This is a genomic window from Serinicoccus chungangensis, assembly GCF_001483745.1.
Taxonomy (GTDB): Bacteria; Actinomycetota; Actinomycetes; order Actinomycetales; family Dermatophilaceae; genus Ornithinicoccus; species Ornithinicoccus chungangensis_A.
Genome location: NZ_LQBL01000032.1, coordinates 207732 through 231535, shown reverse-complemented (window position 1 = coordinate 231535; position 23804 = coordinate 207732). Strand labels below are relative to the sequence as shown.

Here is a 23804-nt window from a genome sequence, read left to right as displayed (position 1 = left end):
GGTATGCGCCCCGTCGCCGAGCTCAACGACTACCTCGCCGAGGTCGTCGGTGAGCGGTGCGACGAGGCGCTGCTGCTGCGTGCCCTGACGCACCGCTCGTTCTCCTACGAGCACAACGGCCAGCCCCACAACGAGCGGCTGGAGTTCCTCGGTGACTCGGTGCTGGGGGTGGTGGTCACCGACACGCTCTACCGCACGCACCCGGACCTGTCCGAGGGCCAGCTGGCCAAGCTGCGCGCCGCGGTCGTCAACTCGCGCGCCCTCGCCGAGGTCGCGCGCACCATCGACCTCGGCGAGTTCGTGCTGCTCGGCAAGGGGGAGGAGGCGACCGGCGGCCGGGACAAGGACTCGATCCTCGCGGACACGACCGAGGCCGTCATCGGCTGCCTCTACGTCTCCCTCGGGCTGGCCCGGGCGGACACCTTCATCCACCACGTCCTCGACCCGGTGATGGCCCGCAGCGCCGACCTCGGCGCCGGGCTGGACTGGAAGACGAGCCTGCAGGAGGTCGCCTCGGCGGCCGAGCACGGTCCGCCCGAGTACGTCCTGGACGCCGAGGGGCCCGACCACGACAAGACCTTCACCGCCCGGGCGGTCGTCGGTGGGGAGGTCGTCGGCACCGGGGTGGGTCGCTCCAAGAAGCTCGCCGAGCAGCAGGCCGCCGAGCACGGGTGGCGGCTGCTGACCGACCGCGCCGCCGAGGTGGTCGCCACCACTCCCGGCGTGGCCCCGGCGCTCGACGTCGGGACGGACTGAGCTCCGTGCCCGAGCTGCCCGAGGTCGAGGTCGTCCGACGAGGGCTCGCGGAGCACGTCGTCGGGCGCCGCATCAGCACCGCCCAGCTCCTGGGCCAGCGGGTCGCCCGACGCCACGAGGGCGGTCCGGCCGACCTCGCGGCCCGGGTGCGTCAGGCCCAGGTCCTCGCCGCGGACCGGCGGGGCAAGTACCTCTGGCTGGTCCTGGACCCCCCCGACGACGACCCGCACGCCCTCGTCATGCACCTCGGGATGAGCGGGCAGCTGCTCGTGGAGCCTCCGGACGCCCCGCGGGAGAAGCACCTGCACGCCACCCTCGACTTCGACGACGACGGCCCGCAGCTGCGCTTCGTCGACCAGCGCACCTTCGGTGGCCTGGCCCTGACCCCGCTCCTGCCCGACGCCCACCGGCGGGCTGCCGGGGCCGGCGCGCCGGACGCGTCCCGGTCCGCCGCCGAGCACGGTCACGGCATACCGCAACCGGTCGCGCACATCGCTCCCGACCCGCTCGAGGACGCCTTCGACCGTCCGACCGTCATCCGGACCATGAAGTCCAAGAACGTCGCGGTGAAGAGGCTGCTGCTGGACCAGGGCGTCGTCAGCGGCATCGGCAACATCTACGCCGACGAGGCGCTCTGGCGCGCCGGGGTGCACGGCCGGCGTCCCGCCTCGGCGTTGACCCGCCCCGCCATCGGTCGCCTCCTGGACCACGCCGCCGCGGTGATGCGGGAGGCGCTGGCCCAGGGCGGCACCAGCTTCGACGCGCTCTACGTCAACGTCAACGGCGCGAGCGGCTACTTCGACCGCTCGCTGGACGCCTACGGCCAGACCGGCCGCCCGTGCCCGCGCTGCGGCGGCCCCATCCGGCGCGAGGAGTTCATGAACCGCAGCTCGCACTACTGCCCGCGGTGCCAGACCGTGCCGCGGGTGCGGGCCTGAGCCCTCAGCGCTCCGGCGGCGGGTCCTCGGCGCCGGGGGGCGGCGGAGGCGGCGGGCCCTCGGGCCGCTCGTCCCCCCGGCGACCCTCGACCTCCTCGCGGGCGAGGTCCTGGCGGCGCAGGCGCTCCTTGCCGGCGTCGGAGAAGACGCGCACCCCGCGCCCGACCAGGTCGGCCACGTGCACCGGCGTCCACCGGCGCAGCGGCAGCCGCTGCCACCGGGGGGTGGCCGTCTGGCCGATGGCGGCGAGCAGCACGCACCCGAGGAGCACGAAGAGGAGCAGCTGGGTCATCGTGGTGCCATCCTGCCTCAGGTGTGCAGGGGGGCGTCCTCTTGGGGGTAGCGCACCCCCAGCTCGCGCCGCGCGCTCTCCAGGATCGTCATGATGGCCACCGTGTCGGCGTGCGGCGCCAGCGGCGACTCCACCAGCCCCTCCCGCAGGCAGCGCTGCACCTCCTCCACCTGGTGCTCGTAGCCCCGACGGTCCCCCGTCACGGTCTCCTCCTCCTCACCCCGCCGCACCGTGAAGGAGGTGGGGTGGTTGAGCGGGCCGTGCAGGGTGATCGACCCCTCCGTGCCCCGCACGATCGTCTCGGTGGTCCCGTGCGACCGCGAGTCCGTCATGACCTGGGCCACGGCGCCCTCCGCGGTCATCCACTGCAGCGCCACCAGGGCGTCGGCCCCCGTGGGGACCTTCGAGCCGAGGACGTGCAGGTGGGTCGGGTGCCCGACGAGCAGGTGCGCGAGGGTCACGGGGTAGATGCCCAGGTCCATGAGGGCACCCCCGCCGTTGGCGAGGTCGAAGAGGCGGTGGGTCTCGTCGTAGTCGAACGGCACGGGGAACGCCGCGTGGAAGCTGCGGACCTCACCGATCGCGCCCGACCGCACCCGCTCCCGCGCGTCGCGCACGATCGGCTGGAAGCGGGTCCACATGGCCTCCACGGCCAGGACCCCCGCCTCCCGCGCGGCGTCGAAGACCTCCTCGGTGTCGTGGACGGTGAGCGTCGTGGGCTTCTCGACGAGGACGTGCTTGCCCGCGGCGATGCAGGCCAGCGCCTGCTCGTGGTGAAAGGGGTGGGTCGAGGAGATGTAGACGACGTCGACCTCCGGGTCCTGCAGGAGCTCGTCGTAGCCGCCGTAGGAGCGCGGGATGCCGAACTCCTGCGCGAAGGCCCGGGCCCGCTCGCCGTCCCGTGCCGCGACCGCGACGGCCTGGCCACCGTCCACGGCGGCGATCGCCCCGGCCAGCGCCCGGGCGATCCCTCCCGCGGCGAGCAGTCCCCACCGGACGGGTCGGTCGGCGACGGGGTCGTAGGAGGGGCTGCTGGCGGGTGGCTGCTGCATACCCCCACCGTAGTCTCGCGGGTATGGAGCGCGCGCTGATCTTCGTCCGTGGTCGGGTCCAGGGTGTCGGCTTCCGGTGGTGGACGCGGGCGCGGGCGCTCGAGCTGGGGCTCGTCGGCCACGCCAGGAACCTCCCGGACGGCCGGGTGGAGGTCAGCGCCCAGGGGGAGCCGGGCGCCGTCGACGGCCTCGTCGACCTGCTGCGCGAGGACCCCTCGACCCGCAGCCGGCCGGGTCGGGTCGACGGCGTGGTGGTGCAGCGGCACCCGGCGCGGGAGGGGATCACGGGGTTCGTCGAGCGCTGACCCGCCGCTGACCCGCCCCGTCGGACCCGGCGGGCGGGCGGCCGCGCGGCGCCGCGGCGGCAGCACCCGCGACAGGTATGTTGGCGGACGAGCCGTCCCGGAGCCGAGAGCGAAGAGCAGGTCGATGTACGTCAAGAGCCTCACCCTCAAGGGCTTCAAGTCGTTCGCCTCGGCGACGACGATGCGCCTCGAGCCGGGGATCACGTGCATCGTCGGGCCGAACGGGTCGGGCAAGTCCAACGTCGTGGACGCGCTGGCGTGGGTCATGGGGGAGCAGGGCGCCAAGAGCCTGCGCGGCGGCAAGATGGAGGACGTCATCTTCGCCGGGACCTCCGGGCGGCAGCCGCTGGGGCGGGCCGAGGTGTCGCTGACCATCGACAACACCGACGGCGCGCTGCCGATCGACTACACCGAGGTGACGATCACCCGGACGATGTTCCGCACCGGTGGCTCGGAGTACGCCATCAACGGCACCTCCTGCCGGCTCCTGGACGTGCAGGAGCTGCTCTCCGACTCCGGCATCGGGCGGGAGATGCACGTCATCGTCGGGCAGGGTCAGCTGGACCAGGTCCTGCGGGCGACCCCGGAGGAGCGGCGCGGCTTCATCGAGGAGGCTGCCGGGGTGCTCAAGCACCGCAAGCGCAAGGAGCGGGCGCTGCGCAAGCTGGAGACGATGGAGGGCAACCTCACCCGCCTCGCCGATCTCACCTCGGAGATCCGCCGCCAGCTGGGCCCGCTCGGACGGCAGGCCGAGACCGCCCGTCGCGCCGCGACCATCCAGGCCGAGGTCCGGGACGCCCGGCTGCGGATCCTCGCCGACGACCTCGTGCAGCTGACCAGCGCCCTCGAGCAGGAGATGGCCGACGAGCGGGCGCTCGTCGAGCGGCGCACGGCGGTGCAGGAGGCGGCGCGGGCCGCCGACGCCCAGGTCGCCGGGCTCGAGCAGGAGCGCGCGGCCGCGGCCCCTGCGCTGACGGAGGTCCAGGACCGGTGGTACGCCCTGTCCTCGCTGCTGGAACGGGTGCGCGCCCTGGGCGACCTCGCCGCCGAGCGGGCCCGCCTGCTGGGGGCCGAGGAGGAGGACCTGGCCGCCGAGGAGAGCGGGCGGTCGCGCCGGGGTCGTGACCCCGAGGAGCTGCGCGCGCAGGCCGCGCGGGTGCGGCAGGAGGAGGCCGACCTGCAGGCCCGGGTCGCCGAGCTCGCCCAGGCGCTGGCCGACGCGGAGGCCGCACGCACCGGTGCCGAGCAGGCGCACGCCGAGGAGCAGGCGCGGTTGCAGCGGCTGGCCCGCGCCGCCGCCGACCGGCGCGAGGGCCTGGCGCGGCTCACCGGGCAGGTCGCGGCCAGGCGCTCGCGGGTGGAGGCCGGGGAGGGGGAGATCGCCCGCCTGCAGCAGGTGGCGGTGGCCGTCGTCGAGCGGGCGGAGAAGGCCGAGCGCGACTTCGCGGCGCTGGAGGGCACCGTGCTCGACGTCGAGCACGGTGAGGAGGGCCTGGACGAGCACTACGAGCAGGCGGAGGAGCGTCGCGGCGAGGCCGAGGCGGAGGTCGAGCAGCTCACCGAGGAGGTGCGCGAGGCGCAGGCCGAGCAGGCCCGCTGGCAGGCGCGCGTCGAGGCGCTCTCCATGAGCCTGCGACGCACGGACGGCGCCAGCGCGCTGCTGGCCGCCGACGACGTGCAGGGGGTGCGGGGCACCGTGACCGACCAGCTCCAGGTGGAGCCGGGTCGTGAGGGCGCCGTGGCGGCCGCCCTCGGGTGGGCCGGGGAGGCGCTGGTCGCCGACGGTCTCGAGCCGGCCCGGGAGGCGCTGGCGTGGCTGCGCGAGGAGGACCAGGGACAGGCCGGCCTGCTCGTGCCCGAGCTCGTCGCGGGCGCGGACGAGGACCGCTCCGACTGGCCCGACCTGCCCGGCTACGCCGTCTGGGCCGCCGACACCGTCCGCGCCCGGGACGGCGACGGGGCCCTCCTGCGCGCCGTCACCGGGCTGCTCGCCCGGGTGGCGCTGGTGCAGGACGCCGACGACGCCGCCCTGCTCGTGCGGGCCCTGCCCGGGGTCACGGTCGTCACCGCGGAGGGTGACGTCTACGGCCCCGGGTGGCTGCGGGGCGGCTCCTCCGCCGCGCCCAGCCTCCTCGAGCTCACCTCGGCGCTCGAGGAGGCCCGGGCCGGGGTGAGCGAGGCGGTGGCCCGCGCGGAGCGGGCGACCTTCGCGCTGGGCTCGGCCCGCGAGGACCTCGAGTCGGCGCGGGTGGCCGCGGACCAGGCGCTCGACGCGCTGCACGACTCCGACGCCCGGATGACGGCGGTCGCCGAGCAGCTCTCCCAGCTCGGCCAGACCATGCGTACCGCGCGGGCGGAGCACGAGCGGGCCACCACGGCCATCGCCACCGCAGAGGAGTCCCTCGCGACCACCCGCCAGGAGCTCGCCGAGCTCGAGCAGCGGCTGGCCGACGCCGAGGAGCTCGCCACCCAGGAGGGCACCGAGGACCCGGACACCACGCAGCGGGAGCACCTGGCCGAGGCGGCCGCCCGCGCCCGCAGCGCCGAGACCGAGGCCCGCCTCGCGCTGCGCACCCAGGAGGAGCGCGTCACCGCGCTGGCCGGCCGGGCCGACAGCCTCGAGTCCGCGGCGGCCGGCGAGCTCGCCGCGCGCCGCCGCGCCGCCGAGCGTCGCGAGCGCCGCGCCCGGGAGCGGGCGACGGCGCAGGCCGTGGGTGTGGGGGCGGCATACCTGCTGGAGCGCACCGAGGCCGTGCTCGGGGCAGCCACCCAGGAGCGGGAGCGGGTGCGGGCCGAGCAGGCCGAGCGCGACCAGGCGCTCGCCGCGGCCCGGCAGCGCGCCCGAGAGCTGGCCGACGACCTGCGCGACCTCACCGACTCCGTGCACGCCGACGAGATCGCCAGGGCCGAGCAGCGGCTGCGCATCGAGGCGCTCCAGGCGCGCTCCGTGGAGGAGCTGGGGGTGGCGCCGGAGACGCTGGTGGAGGAGTACGGCCCGCACCTGCCCGTGCCGCACATCCCCGGACCGGACGACCCCGCGCCCGAGGACCCGGACGCCGAGGCACCCGAGCCTCAGCCCTTCGTCCGTGAGGTGCAGGACAAGCGGCTGCGTCGCGCCGAGCGCCAGCTCGCCCAGCTCGGCCGGGTCAACCCGCTCGCGTTGGAGGAGTTCGCGGCCCTGGAGGAACGGCATACCTTCCTCACCGAGCAGGTGGAGGACCTGCGGCGCTCCAAGGAGGACCTGCTGGAGATCGTCCGCTCGGTGGACGAACGGGTCGAGCGGGTGTTCACCGAGGCCTTCCACGACACGGCTGCGCAGTTCGAGCGCGTCTTCTCCCGGCTCTTCCCCGGCGGCGAGGGACGCATCACCCTCACCGACCCCGAGCACATGCTCACCACCGGCATCGAGGTGGAGGCCCGGCCCCCGGGCAAGAAGATCAAGCGGCTCTCGCTGCTGTCCGGCGGGGAGCGGTCGCTGACCGCGGTCGCGCTGCTCGTGGCCATCTTCAAGGCCCGACCCAGCCCGTTCTACATCATGGACGAGGTCGAGGCCGCGCTCGACGACACCAACCTCGGTCGCCTCATCACGCTCTTCGAGGAGCTGCGCGACTCCAGCCAGCTCATCGTCATCACCCACCAGAAGCGGACGATGGAGATCGCCGACGCGCTCTACGGCGTCTCGATGCGCGGGGACGGCGTGACCACCGTCGTCAGCCAGCGGATCAAGGACGTCGCCGCCGACGGGGTCGAGCCCCCCGCGCGCTCGCCCGAGCCGGCCCCGGCGTGACCGTCGTCTTCGGCGGTGCCGAGTTCCCCGCCTACGTCATCGACGACGAGACCCTGCGCGAGGAGCTGCTCGACGAGGAGGAGACGCGCGAGTGGGTCGAGGAGACCCCGCAGGACCCGCACGCCGTCGCGCTGCTGCGGATGCTCGGCGAGCTGGACGCCGCGCTCCGGGCGGGGCTGGACCGTCTGCACGAGCGGGAGCCGGGGACCTCGGCGTGGGCCACGGCAGCCGTGCGGCTGGCCCACGTCCACCACTGGCGCGGCGAGCTGGCCGAGGCGCACGAGCTGCTGGACGCGGCCGAGGAGGTGCTCGCCGGCGACGAGGCCAGGACGGCGCTGGTCCACCAGCACCGGGCCAAGGCGCTCTTCGACGAGGGCAGGTATGCCGAGGCGCACGCGGCCGCCCTCCGTGCCCTGCGGCTGCGGGAGCGGGCGGGAGACCCCGGGCTGGTCGCCTCGACGCGGCAGACGCTGGAGCGCATCGCCCGGGAGCTGCCGGGCTGAGCGGTCCGACCGCGTGCGGGTGGCGGGGCCGACCGCACGCCCGGTGCGCGCCTGCCGTGCGTCCGCGGCGTGAGCCGGCTCACGATCGGCGCGACACGCGCGGGACACGCCGGGCGCGTGCTGGGCCGCGGGTGCCCGCGGGCGGCACACTGGCTCCATGCTTGCACTTGTCCTGGCCATGCTGATGTGTGTCGCCCTGGGCGCGGGGGTCGTGGGGTACGTCATGATCGAGGCCCGACGCGAGGGGCGGGGCCAGTTCTGGACCCCCGAGGGGGAGGAGCTCATCGCGGGTGCCCGCCGACGCGGGGAGCAGGTCCGCAGCCGGGGGGAGCAGCTCGGGAGGTCCGCGGCCGAGCGCACCCAGTCCATCCGCCAGCCGCGCCGCCAGCCCGCCCCCGCAGCCCGGGCCGACGCCCCGGCCCCCGAGGCGGCCCCGGTCACGCCCCCGGTCACGCCCCCTGCGGCGCCGCCTGCGCAGCAGGGCGCCGAGGACGCCCCGGGCGAGGACACCCGCGCGGAGGAGTACCGCGCCGCCAGCTGAGCCCGCCGATCTCGTTCGGGGCCGGCCGCAGCCTCTGAGAGACTGTGCCGGTGGGACCGATCAATGAGCTCTGGGAGATCCTGACCCTCGTCACCGTCGTGGTGCTCGGGGGTCTCGCGCTGCTGGTCGCGCTGGTGCGCGGGCGGGGCGGTGACACCGCGACCCTGGACGACGAGGCGCGTCCGGAGGGGGGGACCCCCGAGGGGGACGTGCTCGTCGAGGAGCGACCCGGCCCGGGCGAGGTCGACGACCGCGGGGGCGGGGTCGCCGTCGAGGAGCCCGAGGCACCGACGCCCACGCTGGAGCGCCCCGACTCGGCGCGCGGCCGGCTCCAGCGGCTGCGGGCCCGGCTGGCCCGGTCCAACAGCGCCATCGGTCAGGCGCTGCTCTCGTTGCTCTCCCGCGGCGGGCTGGACGAGCAGGCGTGGGAGGACGTCGAGGACACCCTGCTGGCCTCGGACCTCGGGGTGGAGGCGACCCAGGAGCTCGTCGACTCCTTGCGGACCCGGGTGAAGGTGGAGGGCACGAGCGACCCCCAGCAGGTGCGGCAGTGGCTCCACGACGACCTGCTGCGGCTGGTGGACCCGTCGCTGGACCGGCGCATCGCGGCCAGCCGCACCGGCGAGCACCCCGCGGTCATCCTCGTGGTGGGCGTCAACGGCACCGGCAAGACGACGACGGTGGGCAAGCTCGGCCGGGTGCTCGTCGCCGAGGACAAGGACGTGCTCTTCGGTGCGGCGGACACCTTCCGTGCCGCGGCCGCCGACCAGCTGCAGACCTGGGGGGAGCGGGTGGGCGTACCCACCGTGCGCTCGCACACCGAGGGCGCCGATCCCGCCTCCGTGGCCTTCGACGCGGTCAGGAGCGGGGTCGAGGCCGAGGTCGACGTCGTGCTCGTCGACACCGCGGGCCGCCTGCACACCAAGCGGGGGCTCATGGACGAGCTCGGCAAGATCAAGCGGGTCGTGGAGAAGGTCGCCCCGGTGGGCGAGGTGCTGCTCGTCCTGGACGCGACCACCGGGCAGAACGGCATGCGGCAGGCGGAGGAGTTCGCCCGGGAGGTGGCGATTACGGGCATCGTCCTGACCAAGCTGGACGGCACCGCCAAGGGCGGCATCGTCGTCAACGTGCAGCGCAAGCTCGGCGTCCCCGTCAAGCTCATCGGCCTCGGGGAGGGTCCGGACGACCTGGCGCCCTTCGACGCGGAGGCCTTCGTCTCGGCGATCGTCGGCTGACCGACAGACCGGCTGACCGGCCGACCGCCGACCACTCGTGGCCAGCACCTGTTCCGGTGCCGTGCTACATCACGGCGCCAGGGCAGGTTCGCGCTACGAGTCGTGGACCGGGCCGGTCCGGTCCACCACCGCCGAGCTGGTCGGCGCGTTCCGGGGATCCGCGGGGTCGGCCAGCGCCCACCCGACGGCGGCGGTGCCGAGCCGGCCCAGCCGGTCCAGCAGGGCCAGGGCGGCCGGCTCGAGCGGGCGCAGGGGGCCGGGCGGGTGCAGGCCGAGCAGGTCACGGGCATACCCCGGCAGCAGGGTGACCGCCCCCGCCGCGAGCATCCAGAAGCCCGGTCGCGCCGCCGGCGGCAGCGGCGGCTCGGCGAGCAGGAAGCGGGCCACGTCCCGCGCCCCGTCGCTCGCCTCCAGCTCGGGGCGGTATGCCGTGAGCGCCTGCCCGAGCTCGGTGACCGACCGGGGAGGGTCGAGGACCCCGAGCTGCCCGGCGGCCCACGAGGTCTGCGCCACGTAGGCGTCGGCCTCGGTCGCCGTCAGCGGCGTGCGGGCGTAGCGCTGGTGGGCGCGCAGGAAGCTGTCGATCTCCGCGACGTGCACCCAGCGCAGCAGGTGGCTGTCGGTGGCGGAGTAGGGACGGCCGTCGGCGGAGGTGCCGACGACGGTCCGGTGCACCCGGTTGATCCGGTCGAGGACCCGCTGCGCCGAGTCCACCGGGCCGTAGGTCGTCATCGCGATGAACTCGCTGGTGCGCTGCAGCCGGCCCCAGGGATCGCCGCGGTAGCCGGAGTGCGCGGCGACGCCCGCCATGGCCAGCGGGTGCAACGACTGCAGCAGCAGCGCGCGGATGCCGCCGGCATACATCCCCGCATGCCCGTGCACCCGGCAGATCGGGTCGTGCGGGGCGAACCGGCGTGGCCCGGGGGCGAGCCAGACGGCCTGGGCCCGGCGGGGGGCGTCGGCCCCGGCGACGCGGTCCCGCAGCGCCAGCGACAGGCGGCGGCGCGCGGCGGCGGTGAGGTCGGAGGGGCCCACCGGTCCAGTATGCGGACGTCCCGGGCCGGGAGCGCGGTGACCGCCGGTGGACGGGCGACGCGGCCGTGGTGCACCGGCACGTATCCTTGGGCGGGTGTTCACCAGCCTCTCCGACCGCCTGACGCAGACCTTCCGCAACCTCAAGCGCAAGGGGACCGTCACCGAGTCCGACCTCAACTCGACCATCCGTGACATCCGGATGGCGCTGCTGGACGCGGACGTCGCGCTGCCGGTGGTCAAGGAGTTCACCGGTCGGATCCGGGAGCGCGGCCTCGGCGCGGAGGTGCACCAGGCGCTCAACCCGGCCCAGCAGATCGTCAAGATCGTCAACGAGGAGCTCGTCGCGATCCTGGGGGGTCAGACGCGCCGGCTCAACCTGGCCAAGAACCCGCCCACCGTCATCATGCTGGCCGGTCTGCAGGGGTCGGGCAAGACGACCTTCGCGGGCAAGCTGGGCAAGTGGTTGGCCGACCAGGGGCACACCCCGCTGCTCGTCGCCGCCGACCTGCAGCGGCCCAACGCGGTCACCCAGCTCGAGGTGGTCGGTCAGCGTGCCGGTGTCCCGGTCTTCGCCCCCGAGCGCGGCAACATCTTCGGGCACGACGCCGCGATGGACTCCGGGGAGGGGACGCGGTCCTTCGGTGACCCCGTCGACGTCGCCGTCGACGGCGTCGAGGAGGCCCGGCGCCGGAGCCACGACGTGGTCATCATCGACACCGCGGGCCGGCTCGCGGTCGACGTCGACCTCATGCGGCAGGCGCACGACATCCGGCTGGAGACCCAGGCCGACGAGGTGCTCTTCGTCATCGACGCGATGATCGGCCAGGCGGCCGTCGAGACGGCCAAGGCCTTCGCCGACGGCGTGGGGATCACCGGCTCGGTGCTCTCCAAGCTGGACGGCGACGCGCGCGGTGGTGCGGCGCTGTCCGTGGCGACGGTCACCGGGCAGCCGATCCTCTTCGCCTCGACCGGGGAGGGCATCAAGGACATCGAGCTGTTCCATCCCGACCGGATGGCCTCGCGCATCCTCGACATGGGTGACGTCCTGACCCTCATCGAGCAGGCCGAGCAGGCCTTCGACCAGGCGCAGGCGAAGGAGATGACCCGCAAGTTCCTCTCCGACGAGGACTTCACCTTCGACGACTTCCTCGAGCAGATGTCGGCGATCAAGCGCATGGGCTCGCTGAAGCAGATGCTGGGCATGATGCCGGGGATGCAGGGCATGAAGGCGCAGCTGGACTCCCTGGACGAGCGGGAGTTCGACCGGGTCGAGGCCATGGTCCGGTCCATGACGCCGCTGGAGCGCGGCCACCCCAAGATCATCAACGGCTCCCGGCGGGCCCGGATCGCCCGCGGCTCGGGCGTGAGCGTCGGCGAGGTCAACCAGCTCATCGAGCGCTTCGGCGAGGCCCAGAAGATGATGCGCCAGCTCAAGAAGGGCGGCGGCATGCCCGGTATGCCGGGGATGCCCGGCGTCGGTGGTGCCGGTGGGGCGCGCAAGGGCAAGGCGCCGCAGCGCAAGAAGGGCAAGTCGGGCAACCCGGCCAAGCGGGCGCAGCAGGAGCGCGAGGCGGTGGCCAAGGAGCAGGCGGCCCGGGAGAAGTCCTTCGAGAGCGCCTTCGGCGGCGGTGCGGCGGGCGCGGCCGGCGCGGACGACGGCCCCTCCGGGCAGGACCTGTCCGGGCTCAAGCTGCCCCCGGGCTTCGAGAAGTACCTGCAGGACGGCAAGGACTGACCGCTCCCGACGAGGCAGGCCTGTCGGCGGCGCGTGGCACAGTGAGTCCATGACGGGGACACGCTGCACGATCATCCCGGGCTACCTGCTCACCCGGATCGCCCAGGCCGAGCCCGAGCTCGCGCCGGCCATGGAGTTCACCCTGCGCGACAGCGCGGACACCCGGGGGAGGCGCGAGATCGAGGCCACCCGGTGGCCGGGCGGGCACGCGCCGCTGCAGGGTGGCATCCTGCCCGCGACCATGCCCGGGCAGGCTCCGCCCGACACCCGTCGCGAGGGCATGGGCAGCGCCACGGCGGTGCCGGAGGAGGCGACCCCCCGGCGGCGCGTCCACGACGCCGAGGGCGGGACCGCCCTGCCCGGGCGGCTGGTCCGTGCCGAGGGCGACCCGGAGACCGGTGACCCCGCCGTCGGCGAGGCCTACGACGGGCTCGGGTCCACCTGGGAGCTCCTGGCCCGGGTCTACGGCCGTGACTCCCTGGACGACCGGGGTCTGCTCCTGCCGGCCACCGTCCACTACGGCCAGAGCTACGCCAACGCCTTCTGGGACGGGCGGCAGATGGTCTTCGGCGACGGGGACGGCCTCTACTTCACCGGCTTCACCCGCAGCCTGGACGTCATCGCGCACGAGCTGTGCCACGGCCTGGTGCAGTACACCGCCGGCCTGACCTACGTCGGGCAGTCCGGTGCCCTCAACGAGTCCGTCTGCGACGTCTTCGGCGCGCTGGTGAGCCAGCGGGTGCGCGGACAGGACGCGCAGGAGGCGGACTGGCTCATCGGGGCCGACCTGCTCACCGACCGGGTGCAGGGCCGTGCGCTGCGCTCGATGGCCGACCCGGGCACGGCCTACGACGACCCGGTGCTGGGGCGGGACCCGCAGCCGGCCCACCTCGACGACTTCGTCGACCTCCCGCACGACGCCGACAACGACAACGGCGGGGTGCACATCAACTCGGGCATCCCCAACAAGGCCTTCCACCTCTTCGCCACCGGACTCGGCGGACGGGCCTGGGAGCGGGCCGGACAGGTCTGGTACGACACCCTCGCCACCCGCGGCCGCATCCCGCGCGACGTCGGCTTCGCCGGGTTCGCGGCGGCGACCCTGGAGTCGGCGCAGGAGCGGTATGCCGACGAGCCGGAGGTCCTCGACACGCTCCGGGAGGCGTGGGCCGGGGCCGGTCTCGAGGTGGGCTGATGGCGGCCCGCTTCACCCGCGCCGAGCTCGAGTCGTTCCGGGACACCGAGGTGCCGGACCTGCTGCCCGGTGCCGGGGGCGAGCCGCTGCGGCTGCTCTTCGTCGGCATCAACCCCGGCCTGTGGACGGCGGCGACGCAGACCCACTTCGCCCACCCGGGCAACCGGTTCTACCCCGCCCTGGCGCGGGCCCGGATCATCGAGCGTGCGGTCGACCCGGCGGCGGGCATGAGCCAGCGGGACCGTGACCACCTGCTGCAGCGGGGGATCGGCATCACCAACCTCGCGCGGCGCGCCACCGCGCGGGCCGACGAGCTCAGCGTCGAGGAGCTGCGCGAGGGCGGACGGCGACTGGAGCGGACCGTGCGCGAGACGCGGCCGGCAGTGGTCGCCGTGGCCGGCATCACGGCATACCGCAGTGCGTTCGGCGCGCGACGGGCGACGCCAGGACCCCAGCCCGAGGACCTCGCGGGCGCCCGGCTCTGGGTGGTGCCCAACCCCAGCGGCCTCAACGCCCACGAGACCGTCGACTCCCTGGCCCGTGCCTACGCCGAGCCGGCCCGGGCCGCCGGGGTGCTGTGACGTCCCCCGCTCAGCGCCCAGGCTCGGCCGCGTGCCGGCGCCGCGGCTTCCACAGCTGCTCGCTGGCCACGGGCACGAAGCCGCGGCGCAGGAAGAACCGCAGCGAGCGGGCGTTGCCCGGGGTCACCGACGCGAGCACGACCTCCCTCCGGGGCAGCCGGCCGAGGACGCCCTCCAGCAGCGTGGCGGCATACCCGTCCTCGGCCTGGATGCCGACCTCGGGCAGGCCACCGATGCCGCGCGAGAGGGTGGCCAGCGAGGTGACCCGGGGGTCGGGCAGGCCGTAGACGTCGACCTCGGTGCGCCACTCGCCGGCGTGGGCGGCCCGGTCGGTCTGGGCGAGGTCGGCGCGGGGCACGAGCGGACCGCCCGACCCCGTCCCGCGGCCGACCAGCAGCGCGTCCAGCACCCCGACGGGGCCACCGCCGGCCAGGGCCAGGGTGGTGCGGGGGTCGTGGGCGCCACCGAAGCCGTGCACCCCCAGGCCGGCCAGCTGCCCGTCGCTGACGTCGTCCGCGACGACCATCACGGCGTGACCGGTGAACGCGACAGCCCCCTCCACCCCGTCCTTCCAGGGCGCCGCCCGGGAGAAGCCTCCGTCCGAGGGCGGGAACCGACCGGCCGCGGCGTCCCGGAGCATGCCGCCCAGGTCGACCCGGGGCACCCGCATTGGCTCACGGGCGGGCCCGGCGGTGGGGGAGGGGTCGGTGGGCACGAGGGTGGAGTCTACGGACCGGGGCGGCGGATACGGTGGTCGCGGCATACCTGCGACGAAGGAGACGCGACGTGAGCGCACCGGTGCTGCACATCGAGGGACAGGTCCTCGTGGGACCCGAGGAGGTGCTGGGGGAGGTCTGGGTGGTCGACGGGCGCGTCAGCCTGACCGCGCCGGCCGGTCGGGAGGTCGAGACGATCCGCGGGTATGCCCTGCCCGGCCTGGTGGACGCCCACTGCCACGTGGGGCTCGAGGCCCAGGGCGCCGTCGACGACGCGCGCGCGGAGGAGCACGCGCTGGCCGAGCGGGAGGCGGGTGCCCTGCTGCTGCGCGACGCCGGCAGCCCGGCGGACACCCGCTGGGTGCAGGACCGGGAGGACCTCCCGCGCCTCATCCGCGCCGGGCGGCACATCGCGCGGACGCGGCGCTACATCCGCAACTTCGCCTGGGAGGTCGAGCCCGAGGACCTCGTCGCCTACGTCCGTCAGGAGGCCCGGGCCGGGGACGGCTGGGTCAAGCTCGTGGGGGACTGGATCGACCGGGAGACCGGCGACCTCAACACCTGCTGGCCGGTGGACGTGCTCACCGAGGCCGTCGCCGCCGCCCACGAGGAGGGTGCGCGGGTGACGGCTCACTGCTTCGCCGAGCAGTCCCTCGTGGACTTCGCGACCGCCGGCACGGACTGCATCGAGCACGCGACCGGGCTGGTCGACGAGACCATCGACTCCTTCGCCGCCCAGGGCATCGCCATCGTCCCGACGCTGGTCAACATCGAGAACTTCCCCGGCTTCGCCGAGGCCGGCCGCGGAAAGTTCCCCACCTACGCCGACCACATGATGGACCTCTACGCCCGTCGGCACGAGACGGTCGCGAAGGCGCACGAGGCCGGCATATCCGTCTATGTCGGGACCGACGCCGGCGGGCAGCTGCCGCACGGGCTGGTGGCCCGGGAGGTGGAGGCCCTCACCAGCGCCGGTATGACGTCGCTGGAGGCGCTCGGGGCCGCCACCTGGGCGGCGCGCGACTGGCTGGGGCGACCGGGCATCGCCGAGGGGGAGTCGGCTGACCTCGTGGTCTACACCGACGACCCGCGCGAGGACGTGCGGGTGCTCGCCCACCCCGCCCACGTCATCCTGCGGGGGCGGGCGTACTGACAGCCATTCGCGACGCTCGGTGGGGTGAGCGCAACCATTCGCGACGCTCGGTGGGGGTGAGGCCAACCATTCGCGACGCTCGGTGGGTCAGGCCACCTCGGTCTCCGGGGCGGTCTCGTCCACCGACAGCAGGACCTCGTAGGCCTGCTGGGAGAGGAAGGCCGGCGGCTCGGCCGCCACGACGGCGTCGCGCAGCAGCGTGACCGCGTGCCCGAGCAGGTCCTCGCGGGCGCCCCGGCGTCGCAGGAGCGCCACCTCGTCCTCGAGCATCCGGTCCAGGAGCAGCTCGGACATGGTGGGGCCCTCCGCGAGGCGCTGGCCGTGGCTGAGCCACTGCCACAGCTGCATGCGGTTGAGCTCGACGGTGCCGAAGTCCTCGATGTGCCCGGCGATGACCGCCGTGCCCTCCCCGGCGAGCCACCCGGTGAGGTAGCTGAGCGAGGAGCGCAGCGCGGTCCGCACCCCGGTGAGCGTCGAGGCCCCCGGGATGGAGCTCACGTCGCGCAGGGCGACCGGGTCGAGGGTGGCGGCCGCTGCCGGGTCGGCCTCCTCCCAGGCACCCTCCTCACGCAGGCGGTCCCGCTCCTCGAAGGGCGCCCGGGCCACCGGGACCATGCCGGGGTGCACGACCCAGGCCCCGTCGAAACCCTGCTTGGCCTCCCGCGCCTTGTCCCGGTGCACCCGGGCGTGGGTCATCGCGACCGACTCGTCGAAGGGGCCGCTGGGCGCGAGGGCGATCGGCCCGCCGATGGCCTGCACCCCCCGCCGGTGGCACACCCCGACGATGAGCGAGGTGTAGCTGCGCAGGAAGCGGGTGTTCATGGTGAACGCGTCCCGGTCGGGCAGGAGGTGGTCCGGGCGGGTCCCGTAGGTCCGCAGGTAGGAGAAGATGTAGTCCCACCGGCCCGCGGCCAGGCCCGTGAGCCGCCGGCGCAGCGCGTGGGCGATCTCCTCCAGCTCGTAGGTCGCCTGCACGGTCTCCACCAGGACGCTGACCCTCGTGCAGCCGTGCGGCAGCCCGAGCAGGGACTCGGCCCGCCCGAGCAGGTCGTCCCACCACGCCGCCTCCGCCGCGGTCTCCAGCTTGGGCAGGTAGAGGTAGGGCGCGGTGCCGCCGGAGAGCAGCGTGCGGGCGCACCGGGCCAGGAAGGTGAAGGTGTCGACCGTCGAGGCGCTGGCGGCCTCGCCGTCCACCTGCAGGTGCGCCTCCGGCAGGTGCAGGCCCCGCGGGCGCACCATGAGGGTGGGCACCCCGGGCTCGGCGTCCCCGGTGCGGGTGGCCGCGACGTCCTCGATGGCCCGGTGCGCCGCGACGAGCCGGGCCGAGGTCGGCACCAGCATGTCCTCGAGGTCGGCCACCCACACGTCGGCCCGGGAGGCCAGCGCCGCGGTCGCGTGCTCGGTGGTGGCCGGGGTCGCGAGCTCGACGAGGCGGTAGGTCAGGTCGTCCGGGGGAGGGGCCACCCGCCACGAGTCGTCCGCCCGCAGGTGGGCGGTCCGCGGCGAGGGCGCCAGATCGGCGCCGGCCCGGACCGCGCGCGACTGCTCCTTGCGGGCCCGCAGCAGCTCGGAGCGGGCCGGCGCGGTCTCGGTCACCAGCCGGCGCAGCAGGTCGGCAGTGGGCTCGTCCAGCAGGGCGGCGGGGTAGTCCATCTCGTCCTCGTCTCGTCGGGAGGGGCGCGTGGCCCGGCCCCCGGGGGCCGGGTGGTCGGGCCACGCATCCGCGTCGATCAGTGGAACTGCTCGGACTCGGTGGAGCCCGAGAGGGCCGTCGTCGACGACTCGGGGTTGACCGCGGTGCTCACCGCGTCAAAGTACCCGGTGCCGACCTCGGCCTGGTGCCGCACCGCGGTGTAGCCGGACGCCGCGGACGCGAACTCCGCCTCCTGCAGCTCGACGTAGGCGCTCATGCCGCTGCGGGCATACCCCTGGGCCAGGGTGAACATCGAGTGGTTGAGGGCGTGGAAGCCGGCCAGGGTGATGAACTGGAAGGCGTAGCCCAGGTCGCCCAGCTCGTCCTGGAAGGCGGCGATCTCGGTGTCCGAGAGGGCGGCCCGCCAGTTGAACGACGGGCTGCAGTTGTAGGCCAGCTTCTGGTCGGGGAAGTCCCGGTGCAGCTCCTGGGCGAACTCGCGGGCGAGACCCAGGTCAGGGGTGCCGGTCTCGACCCAGATGAGGTCGGCGTAGGGGGCGTAGGCCTTGGCGCGGGCCAGGACCGGCTCGATCCCGTTGCGGACCCGGAAGAAGCCCTCCGACGTGCGCTCCCCGGTGGTGAACTCCTGGTCGATCTCGTCGACGTCGCTGGTCAGCAGGTCCGCGGCCAGCGCGTCGGTGCGCGCGATGACGACCGACGGGACGCCGAGCACGTCCGCGGCGAGGCGGGCCGAGCTCAGGGTGCGCACGTGCTGGCCGGTCGGGACGAGCACCTTGCCGCCCAGGTGGCCGCACTTCTTCTCCGAGGCGAGCTGGTCCTCCCAGTGCACGCCGGCGGCACCGGCCGCGATCATCGACTTCATCAGCTCGAAGACGTTGAGCGGGCCGCCGAAGCCCGCCTCCGCGTCGGCCACGATCGGCACGAGGTAGTCGGTGCTGGTGTCGCCGTCCATCCAGGCGATCTGGTCCGCGCGCTGCAGGGCGTTGTTGATGCGGCGCACGACCGCGGGCACGGAGTTGGCCGGGTAGAGGCTCTGGTCGGGGTAGGTCTGGCCGGCGAGGTTGGCGTCCGCGGCGACCTGCCACCCGGAGAGGTAGATCGCCTCGAGCCCGCCCTTGACCATCTGGACGGCCTGGTTGCCGGTGAGGGCACCCAGTGCGCGGGTGAAGGGCCTGGTCTCCAGCGCCTCCCAGAGCCGCTCGGCCCCGCGGCGGGCCAGGGTGTGCTCCTCGACGACGGAGCCGCGCAGCCGCACGACGTCCTGGGCGGTGTAGCGGCGCTCGACACCGGCCCAGCGTGGGTTGCTCCGCCAGTCCTGCTCGATCTCCAGCGCCTGGGCGGCGGCGGGGGTGGTGCCGGTGGGCTGGGTGGTGATGGTCATCGTCGACCCCTCTCCTCGGTGTGGCGACTGCGGGTGTGTCACCACTGTCCCGGCGCCCGGCCGGGCTCGGACCGGAACACCACTGTCAAGAATGGCGGATCTTTCGTTATCGTGGTGGTATGCCGTCCTCCACCGGTCGCGTCCTGCCGTTCCGTCCGTCCGACCGTCTGGAGGGCACCGAGCCGGGCACCGGGCCCGCCGTGGACCCGGTCTCCGTCGGGCGCCGGGTGCGGCACGCCCGCCGGGCGGCCGGCCTCACCCTGGCCGCGGTGGCCGAGCGCACCGGGCTGTCCCCCTCGGCGCTGTCCCTCATCGAGAACGGCCGACGCGAGGCCCGTCCGTCCACCCTGGGACAGGTGGCCACGGCCCTCGGCACCGACCTGACCAGCCTGCTCTCCGGCGCCCCGCCCAGCCGGCGCGCCGCGCTGGAGGTCCGGTGGGAGCGGGCCCAGCGGACCGAGGGCTTCCAGACCCTCGGCATCCCGGCCGTGCGGGTGGGTCCGGGCCTGCCCGACGACGCGCTGGAGGCGCTTGTGGGGCTCTACGAGAGCGTCGTGGGACTGCAGCAGCAGCGGGCCGCCACCCCCGAGTTCGCGCGCCTGGCCAACGCCGAGCTGCGGGCCCGCATGCGCGCGGCCGGCAACTACTTCGCGGACATCGAGGCAGCCGCCGCGGGCCTCGTGACGCAGGCGGGGCATACCGGGGGTCCGGTCTCGCGGGCGGTCGTCGAGCAGGTGGCCCGGCGGGTGGGGTTCGAGATCGTCACCGTCCCCGACGTCCCCGCGTCGACCCGGACCGTGACCGACCTCGCGCACCACCGGATCTACCTCCCCGCGCGCGGTGGGCACGACCCCCGGGCTGCCGCGCTGCAGGCGCTCGGGCACGTCGTCCTCGAGCACGAGCCACCCCGCGACTACGCCGAGTTCCTCGCCCAGCGGGTGGAGATCAACTACTTCGCCGCCGCCGCGCTGGTGCCGGAGAGCACCGCGGTCCCGCTCCTGCGGCGGGCCCGCGCCGACCGGGACATCGCGGTGGAGGACCTGCGGGACGCCTACGAGGTGTCCTACGAGACCGCGGCCCACCGCTTCTGCAACCTCGCCACCGAGCACCTCGACCTGCAGGTCCACTTCATGCGGACGAGTGCCGACGGGGTGATCTACAAGGCCTACGAGAACGACGGCGTGCGCTTCCCCATGGACGCCTCGGGGGCGATCGAGGGGGCGCGGGTCTGCCGCTCCTGGACCGCGCGGGTCGTCTTCGACCGTCCGCTCGGGGAGGTCTACCACCAGTACACCGACACCGGCCGCGGCACCTACTGGTGCACCGCCGTCGCCGAGCCCACGCCGGCCGGCGTGTTCTCGGTCAGCGTCGGCGTGCCCTTCGACCAGGTGCGGTGGATGCGGGGACGGGACACGCGGGAGCGCAGGCTCTCCCGCTGCCCGGACCCGCGCTGCTGCACCCGCCCGCCGGCCGACCTCGCCCGCGCGTGGGAGGGGAGGGTGTGGCCCAGCGCGCGGGCGCACTCCCACCTCCTCGCGGTCATGCCGCCGGGGGTCTTCCCCGGCGTCGACGACACCGAGGTGCTGCGCTTCGTGGCGCAGCACGCACCGCCGTCCCCGGAGGTCGAGGAGCAAGGACCCGCAGGAGATGTGGCACAATCACGGTGAACCCATCGGTGGTCGGCCCTCTCACCGTGCCCTGATGTGTCCATCGCAGCCGCGGTGCCGTGCGTGTTCATCCCCACGCGGCGCCGGGTCGCACACCACAGACAACTCATGAGGAGACACCGCACACGTGGCTGTCAAGATTCGCCTGAAGCGCATGGGCAAGATCCGTGCACCGTTCTACCGCGTCGTCGTGATGGACTCGCGCGCCAAGCGCGACGGCCGGGCGATCGAGGAGATCGGCAAGTACAACCCCACCGAGGAGCCTTCGCTCATCGACATCGACTCCGAGCGTGCGCAGTACTGGCTCGGCGTCGGCGCGCAGCCGACCGAGCAGGTCGCGGCGCTGCTCCGGGTCACCGGCGACTGGCAGAAGTTCAAGGGTGAGCCCGGTGCCGAGGGCACCCTGAAGGTCCGCGAGCCCAAGGCGGACAAGAAGGCCCTCTACGAGGCGGCCCTCGCGGCCTCCGACGGCGAGGACGCCTCGGGCGCCACGACCCAGCGACGCAAGAAGCCCGCCAAGGCCTCGGCCGGCGCGGAGGAGACCGCTCCCGCGGCCGACAGCGAGGGCTCGGCGGCGTCCAGCAGCGGTGACGAGGCGGCGGAGAGCGGCGCACCGACCGACGAGGCCTGAGCATGCTCGAGGAAGCGCTGGAGCACCTGGTCAAGGGCATCGTCGACCACGACGGTGACGTGGTCGTCCGCACCAAGAGCGCCCGGCACGGCGACATCCTGGAGGTCCGGGTCCACCCGGAGGACCTGGGTCGCGTCATCGGGCGTCGCGGACGGACCGCGAGCGCCCTGCGCACCGTGGTCGGCGCCCTCGCCGGTGGCGAGAAGGTCCGCGTGGACATCGTCGACACCGACCGGGCGCGCTGACCCCGTACCCCGCAGCACCCCCTCGACCCGCCCCGGCGCACCAGCGCCCGGGCGGGTCGTGCCGTCCGGACCGGAGGAGACCATGAGCCAGACGTTCGTCGTCGCCCGCGTCGGCAAGCCGCACGGCCTGCGCGGAGAGGTCACCGTGCAGGTGCACACCGACGACCCGGAGGGCCGGCTCACCCCCGGCGCCCGCTTCGCCACGGACCCGCAGCAGCGCGGCCCGCTCACCCTGGTCTCGGTCCGGCAGCACCAGGGGACCTACCTCCTCGGGTTCGAGGGGCACCCCGACCGGACCGCCGCCGAGGCGCTGCGGGGCACCCGGCTGCTCGTCGACGACGCCGACGCCGAGGAGGTCGACGACGCGGGGTGGCGCGAGGAGGATCTGCTGGGCTTCGCGGTCGTCCGGGTCGACGGGAGCCCGGTGGGGGAGGTCACGGCGCTGCACCTGCGGCCGGTCCAGGACCTGCTCGAGGTGCGGGCACCGTCCGGAGCCCTCGTCCTCGTGCCCTTCGTGGAGGAGCTGGTGCCGGAGGTCGACGAGGAGACGCGCACCGTGGTCGTGGACCCGCCGCCCGGGCTGCTCGAGCTGGGGGAGTGAGCGGTATGCCGCTGCGCCTGGACGTCGTCACGATCTTTCCGGAGTACCTCGCACCGCTGGACCTGTCGCTGCTGGGGCGCGCCCGCCGCGAGGGACTGCTGGACGTGCACGTCCACGACCTGCGGGACTGGACCCACGACCGGCACCGCACCGTGGACGACAGCCCCTACGGCGGTGGGGCCGGGATGGTGATGCGCCCCGAGCCCTGGGGAGAGGCCCTGGACGAGATCTGCTCCTCGGTCCCCGGCCGCACCCCGCGCCTCGTGGTGCCCGGTCCCGGGGGCGAGGTCTTCAGCCAGGAGGTCGCCTCCCGCCTGGCCCTGGAGGAGGACTGGCTGGTCTTCGTCTGCGGGCGCTACGAGGGGATCGACGAGCGGGTCTACGACGAGTTCGCGGCGCGCTACCCGCTCAGCGTCCTGAGCCTGGGCGACTATGTGCTCAACGGGGGCGAGGTCGCGGTGCTGGCGATGACCGAGGCGGTGGCGCGCCTGCTGCCCGGGATGGTCGGCAACGAGGCCTCCCTCGTGGAGGAGTCGCACACGGGGGGACTGCTGGAGTACCCCGTCTACACCAAGCCCGCCAGCTGGCGCGGCCACGAGGTGCCCGAGGTGCTGCTGTCGGGCCACCACGGCCGGATCGCCGCCTGGCGCCAGGAGCAGCGTCTGGCCCGCACCGCCCAGCGCCGCCCCGACCTCATGGCCCGCTACGAGGCCGGCTCCGAGGCCCGCCCCTGAGCTTCTGGACATAGCTTTCTGGGGCCCGTTCCCCAGAAAGCTATGTCCAGAAGCTCAGGGGCGCACGAACTCGTCCTCGGCATACCCCTGCAGGTAGAGCACGGCGGTGAGGTCCCCGTGGTTGACCCGGACCGGCACCTGCCGGGCCACGGCGGGCTTGGCGTGCAGCGCGACGCCCAGGCCGGCGGCCTGCAGCATGGGCAGGTCGTTGGCGCCGTCCCCGACCGCCACGACGTCCTCGTGGCCCAGCCCGAGCCGGGCGCTGATCTCCTGCAACGCCCGCAGCTTGGCCTCCTGGCCGACGACCGGCAGCACGACCTGACCGGTCAGCCGGCCGTCCTCGACCTCGAGCGTGTTGGCCCGGTGCTCGTCGAAGCCGAGCCGCTCGGCGACCACCCGGGTGAAGAGGGTGAACCCCCCGGAGACGAGCGCGGCATACCCTCCCGCCGCCGCCATGGTGGCGAGCAGCTCGGGGCCTCCCGGCATCAGGGTGATCCGCTCCGCGAGAACCCTGTCGACCACGCCGACCGGGAGCCCGCCCAGCAGGCCCACCCGCTCGTGCAGGGCGCCGGCGAAGTCGAGCTCGCCGTTCATGGCGCGGGCCGTGATGCCGGCGACCTGCTCCCCGACCCCGGCGTGCGCCGCCAGCTCGTCGATGCACTCCTGCTCGATCATCGTCGAGTCCATGTCGGCGAGCAGCACCCGCCGCCGGCGCGGGCCGTCGGGCTGCAGCACGACGTCGACCCCACGCCCCTGCCAGGTCGACCACAGGTCCTCGTCGAGGCGCAGCTGCGGCCCGACCGTCACCTGCACGGCGGAGCCGGGGCGCAGCCAGCGCGGCTCGCCGGACACGGCCGCCCCGCCCACCTCGTATGGCGTCGTCACGGCGAGGTCGCGGGCGCTCGGGTCGCTGAGGAGCGTCAGGAGGGGCACGGCGACCATGCTAGGCGGCGGACGGCCGCGACCCTGATCGGCGCCCCGACCCCGGGCGGTGGCCGGGCGGTGGCGGACTTGGAGGGTTCCCGCGACCTCTGGCAGACTAGGCCTTTGTGTCCCGGCGTCCGCGC

Annotated in this window: 23 protein-coding genes; 16 read left to right on the top strand and 7 right to left on the bottom strand. The window is 74.5% G+C overall.

Going from position 1 to position 23804, the window contains the following annotated elements:
- Positions 1-3 precede the first annotated feature (3 nt).
- Both rnc and mutM read left to right on the top strand, forming a co-directional pair.
- On the top strand, positions 4-756 hold the full coding sequence (rnc, locus tag AVL62_RS15290; RefSeq protein WP_058892499.1) for a ribonuclease III: 753 nt from the start codon (positions 4-6) through the stop codon (positions 754-756).
- Between the two features lie 5 nt (positions 757-761).
- The gene (mutM, locus tag AVL62_RS15285) at positions 762-1694 is read left to right on the top strand and encodes a bifunctional DNA-formamidopyrimidine glycosylase/DNA-(apurinic or apyrimidinic site) lyase (RefSeq protein ID WP_058892498.1); all 933 of its coding nucleotides are present in this window, start codon (positions 762-764) and stop codon (positions 1692-1694) included.
- Between the two features lie 4 nt (positions 1695-1698).
- Here mutM and AVL62_RS15280 read toward each other — a convergent pair whose 3' ends face one another.
- Both AVL62_RS15280 and AVL62_RS15275 read right to left on the bottom strand, forming a co-directional pair.
- Positions 1699-1986: a hypothetical protein gene (locus tag AVL62_RS15280; protein WP_058892497.1), complete on the bottom strand. Its 288-nt coding sequence runs from the start codon at positions 1984-1986 to the stop codon at positions 1699-1701.
- Positions 1987-2003: 17 nt separating this feature from the next.
- On the bottom strand, positions 2004-3038 hold the full coding sequence (locus AVL62_RS15275; protein ID WP_058892496.1) for a Gfo/Idh/MocA family protein: 1035 nt from the start codon (positions 3036-3038) through the stop codon (positions 2004-2006).
- A 23-nt stretch (positions 3039-3061) separates the two neighbouring features.
- Here AVL62_RS15275 and AVL62_RS15270 point away from each other — a divergent pair, with 23 nt between their 5' ends.
- The 5 genes from AVL62_RS15270 to ftsY all read left to right on the top strand — a co-directional run bounded on the left by AVL62_RS15270 (position 3062) and on the right by ftsY (position 9409).
- Positions 3062-3343, top strand: coding sequence for an acylphosphatase (locus AVL62_RS15270; RefSeq protein WP_058892495.1), 282 nt, complete (start codon positions 3062-3064; stop codon positions 3341-3343).
- Positions 3344-3467: 124 nt separating this feature from the next.
- The gene (gene smc, locus AVL62_RS15265) at positions 3468-7130 is read left to right on the top strand and encodes a chromosome segregation protein SMC (protein WP_058892494.1); all 3663 of its coding nucleotides are present in this window, start codon (positions 3468-3470) and stop codon (positions 7128-7130) included.
- Positions 7127-7633 (top strand): hypothetical protein, encoded by a 507-nt coding sequence (locus AVL62_RS15260; protein WP_058892493.1) that lies wholly within the window; start codon positions 7127-7129, stop codon positions 7631-7633. The genes smc and AVL62_RS15260 overlap by 4 nt, the downstream gene beginning before the upstream one ends.
- A gap of 157 nt (positions 7634-7790) precedes the next feature.
- Positions 7791-8174 carry a hypothetical protein gene (locus tag AVL62_RS17580; RefSeq protein ID WP_058892492.1) on the top strand — a complete coding sequence of 128 codons (384 nt, stop codon included), beginning with the start codon at positions 7791-7793 and terminating at the stop codon, positions 8172-8174.
- Positions 8175-8224: 50 nt separating this feature from the next.
- Positions 8225-9409, top strand: a complete 1185-nt coding sequence (gene ftsY, locus AVL62_RS15250; protein ID WP_058892577.1) for a signal recognition particle-docking protein FtsY — start codon at positions 8225-8227, stop codon at positions 9407-9409.
- Between the two features lie 93 nt (positions 9410-9502).
- Here the strand turns inward: ftsY and AVL62_RS15245 are convergent, their stop codons facing one another.
- Complete coding sequence (locus AVL62_RS15245; RefSeq protein WP_058892491.1) at positions 9503-10444, bottom strand: oxygenase MpaB family protein; 942 nt, start codon at positions 10442-10444, stop codon at positions 9503-9505.
- 94 nt (positions 10445-10538) lie between these two features.
- Between AVL62_RS15245 and ffh the strand changes: the two genes are divergently transcribed.
- From ffh to AVL62_RS15230, 3 genes are read left to right on the top strand one after another with little or no spacing between them, the layout of a single operon-like run.
- Complete coding sequence (ffh, locus tag AVL62_RS15240) at positions 10539-12179, top strand: signal recognition particle protein (protein ID WP_058892490.1); 1641 nt, start codon at positions 10539-10541, stop codon at positions 12177-12179.
- 49 nt (positions 12180-12228) lie between these two features.
- The gene (locus tag AVL62_RS15235; protein ID WP_058892489.1) at positions 12229-13374 is read left to right on the top strand and encodes a M4 family metallopeptidase; all 1146 of its coding nucleotides are present in this window, start codon (positions 12229-12231) and stop codon (positions 13372-13374) included.
- Entirely contained in the window at positions 13374-13955 is a 582-nt protein-coding gene (locus tag AVL62_RS15230; protein WP_058892488.1) for a mismatch-specific DNA-glycosylase, read from the top strand. The genes AVL62_RS15235 and AVL62_RS15230 overlap by 1 nt, the downstream gene beginning before the upstream one ends.
- A 10-nt stretch (positions 13956-13965) precedes the next feature.
- On the opposite strand, the gene AVL62_RS15225 is transcribed toward AVL62_RS15230, so the two are convergent.
- Positions 13966-14670, bottom strand: a complete 705-nt coding sequence (locus AVL62_RS15225) for an N-acetyltransferase (protein WP_153011815.1) — start codon at positions 14668-14670, stop codon at positions 13966-13968.
- Positions 14671-14741: 71 nt separating this feature from the next.
- Between AVL62_RS15225 and AVL62_RS15220 the strand changes: the two genes are divergently transcribed.
- Entirely contained in the window at positions 14742-15824 is a 1083-nt protein-coding gene (locus tag AVL62_RS15220; protein ID WP_058892486.1) for an amidohydrolase family protein, read from the top strand.
- Positions 15825-15911: 87 nt separating this feature from the next.
- Here the strand turns inward: AVL62_RS15220 and AVL62_RS15215 are convergent, their stop codons facing one another.
- Positions 15912-17477 (bottom strand): hypothetical protein, encoded by a 1566-nt coding sequence (locus AVL62_RS15215; RefSeq protein WP_058892485.1) that lies wholly within the window; start codon positions 17475-17477, stop codon positions 15912-15914.
- A 77-nt stretch (positions 17478-17554) separates the two neighbouring features.
- Positions 17555-18859 carry an isocitrate lyase gene (aceA, locus tag AVL62_RS15210; RefSeq protein ID WP_153011814.1) on the bottom strand — a complete coding sequence of 435 codons (1305 nt, stop codon included), beginning with the start codon at positions 18857-18859 and terminating at the stop codon, positions 17555-17557.
- A gap of 119 nt (positions 18860-18978) precedes the next feature.
- Here aceA and AVL62_RS15205 point away from each other — a divergent pair, with 119 nt between their 5' ends.
- The 5 genes from AVL62_RS15205 (at position 18979) to trmD (ending at position 22737) form a co-directional block, all read left to right on the top strand.
- Entirely contained in the window at positions 18979-20526 is a 1548-nt protein-coding gene (locus AVL62_RS15205) for a helix-turn-helix domain-containing protein (RefSeq protein WP_058892484.1), read from the top strand.
- Between the two features lie 127 nt (positions 20527-20653).
- Positions 20654-21157: a 30S ribosomal protein S16 gene (gene rpsP, locus AVL62_RS15200; RefSeq protein ID WP_058892483.1), complete on the top strand. Its 504-nt coding sequence runs from the start codon at positions 20654-20656 to the stop codon at positions 21155-21157.
- Between the two features lie 2 nt (positions 21158-21159).
- Positions 21160-21402, top strand: coding sequence for an RNA-binding protein (locus AVL62_RS15195; RefSeq protein WP_058892482.1), 243 nt, complete (start codon positions 21160-21162; stop codon positions 21400-21402).
- 82 nt (positions 21403-21484) lie between these two features.
- Positions 21485-22003 carry a ribosome maturation factor RimM gene (gene rimM / locus AVL62_RS15190; RefSeq protein WP_058892481.1) on the top strand — a complete coding sequence of 173 codons (519 nt, stop codon included), beginning with the start codon at positions 21485-21487 and terminating at the stop codon, positions 22001-22003.
- A gap of 5 nt (positions 22004-22008) precedes the next feature.
- Positions 22009-22737, top strand: coding sequence for a tRNA (guanosine(37)-N1)-methyltransferase TrmD (gene trmD, locus AVL62_RS15185; RefSeq protein WP_058892480.1), 729 nt, complete (start codon positions 22009-22011; stop codon positions 22735-22737).
- Positions 22738-22791: 54 nt separating this feature from the next.
- Here the strand turns inward: trmD and serB are convergent, their stop codons facing one another.
- Positions 22792-23679 carry a phosphoserine phosphatase SerB gene (serB, locus tag AVL62_RS15180; protein ID WP_058892479.1) on the bottom strand — a complete coding sequence of 296 codons (888 nt, stop codon included), beginning with the start codon at positions 23677-23679 and terminating at the stop codon, positions 22792-22794.
- Positions 23680-23804: the final 125 nt, after the last annotated feature.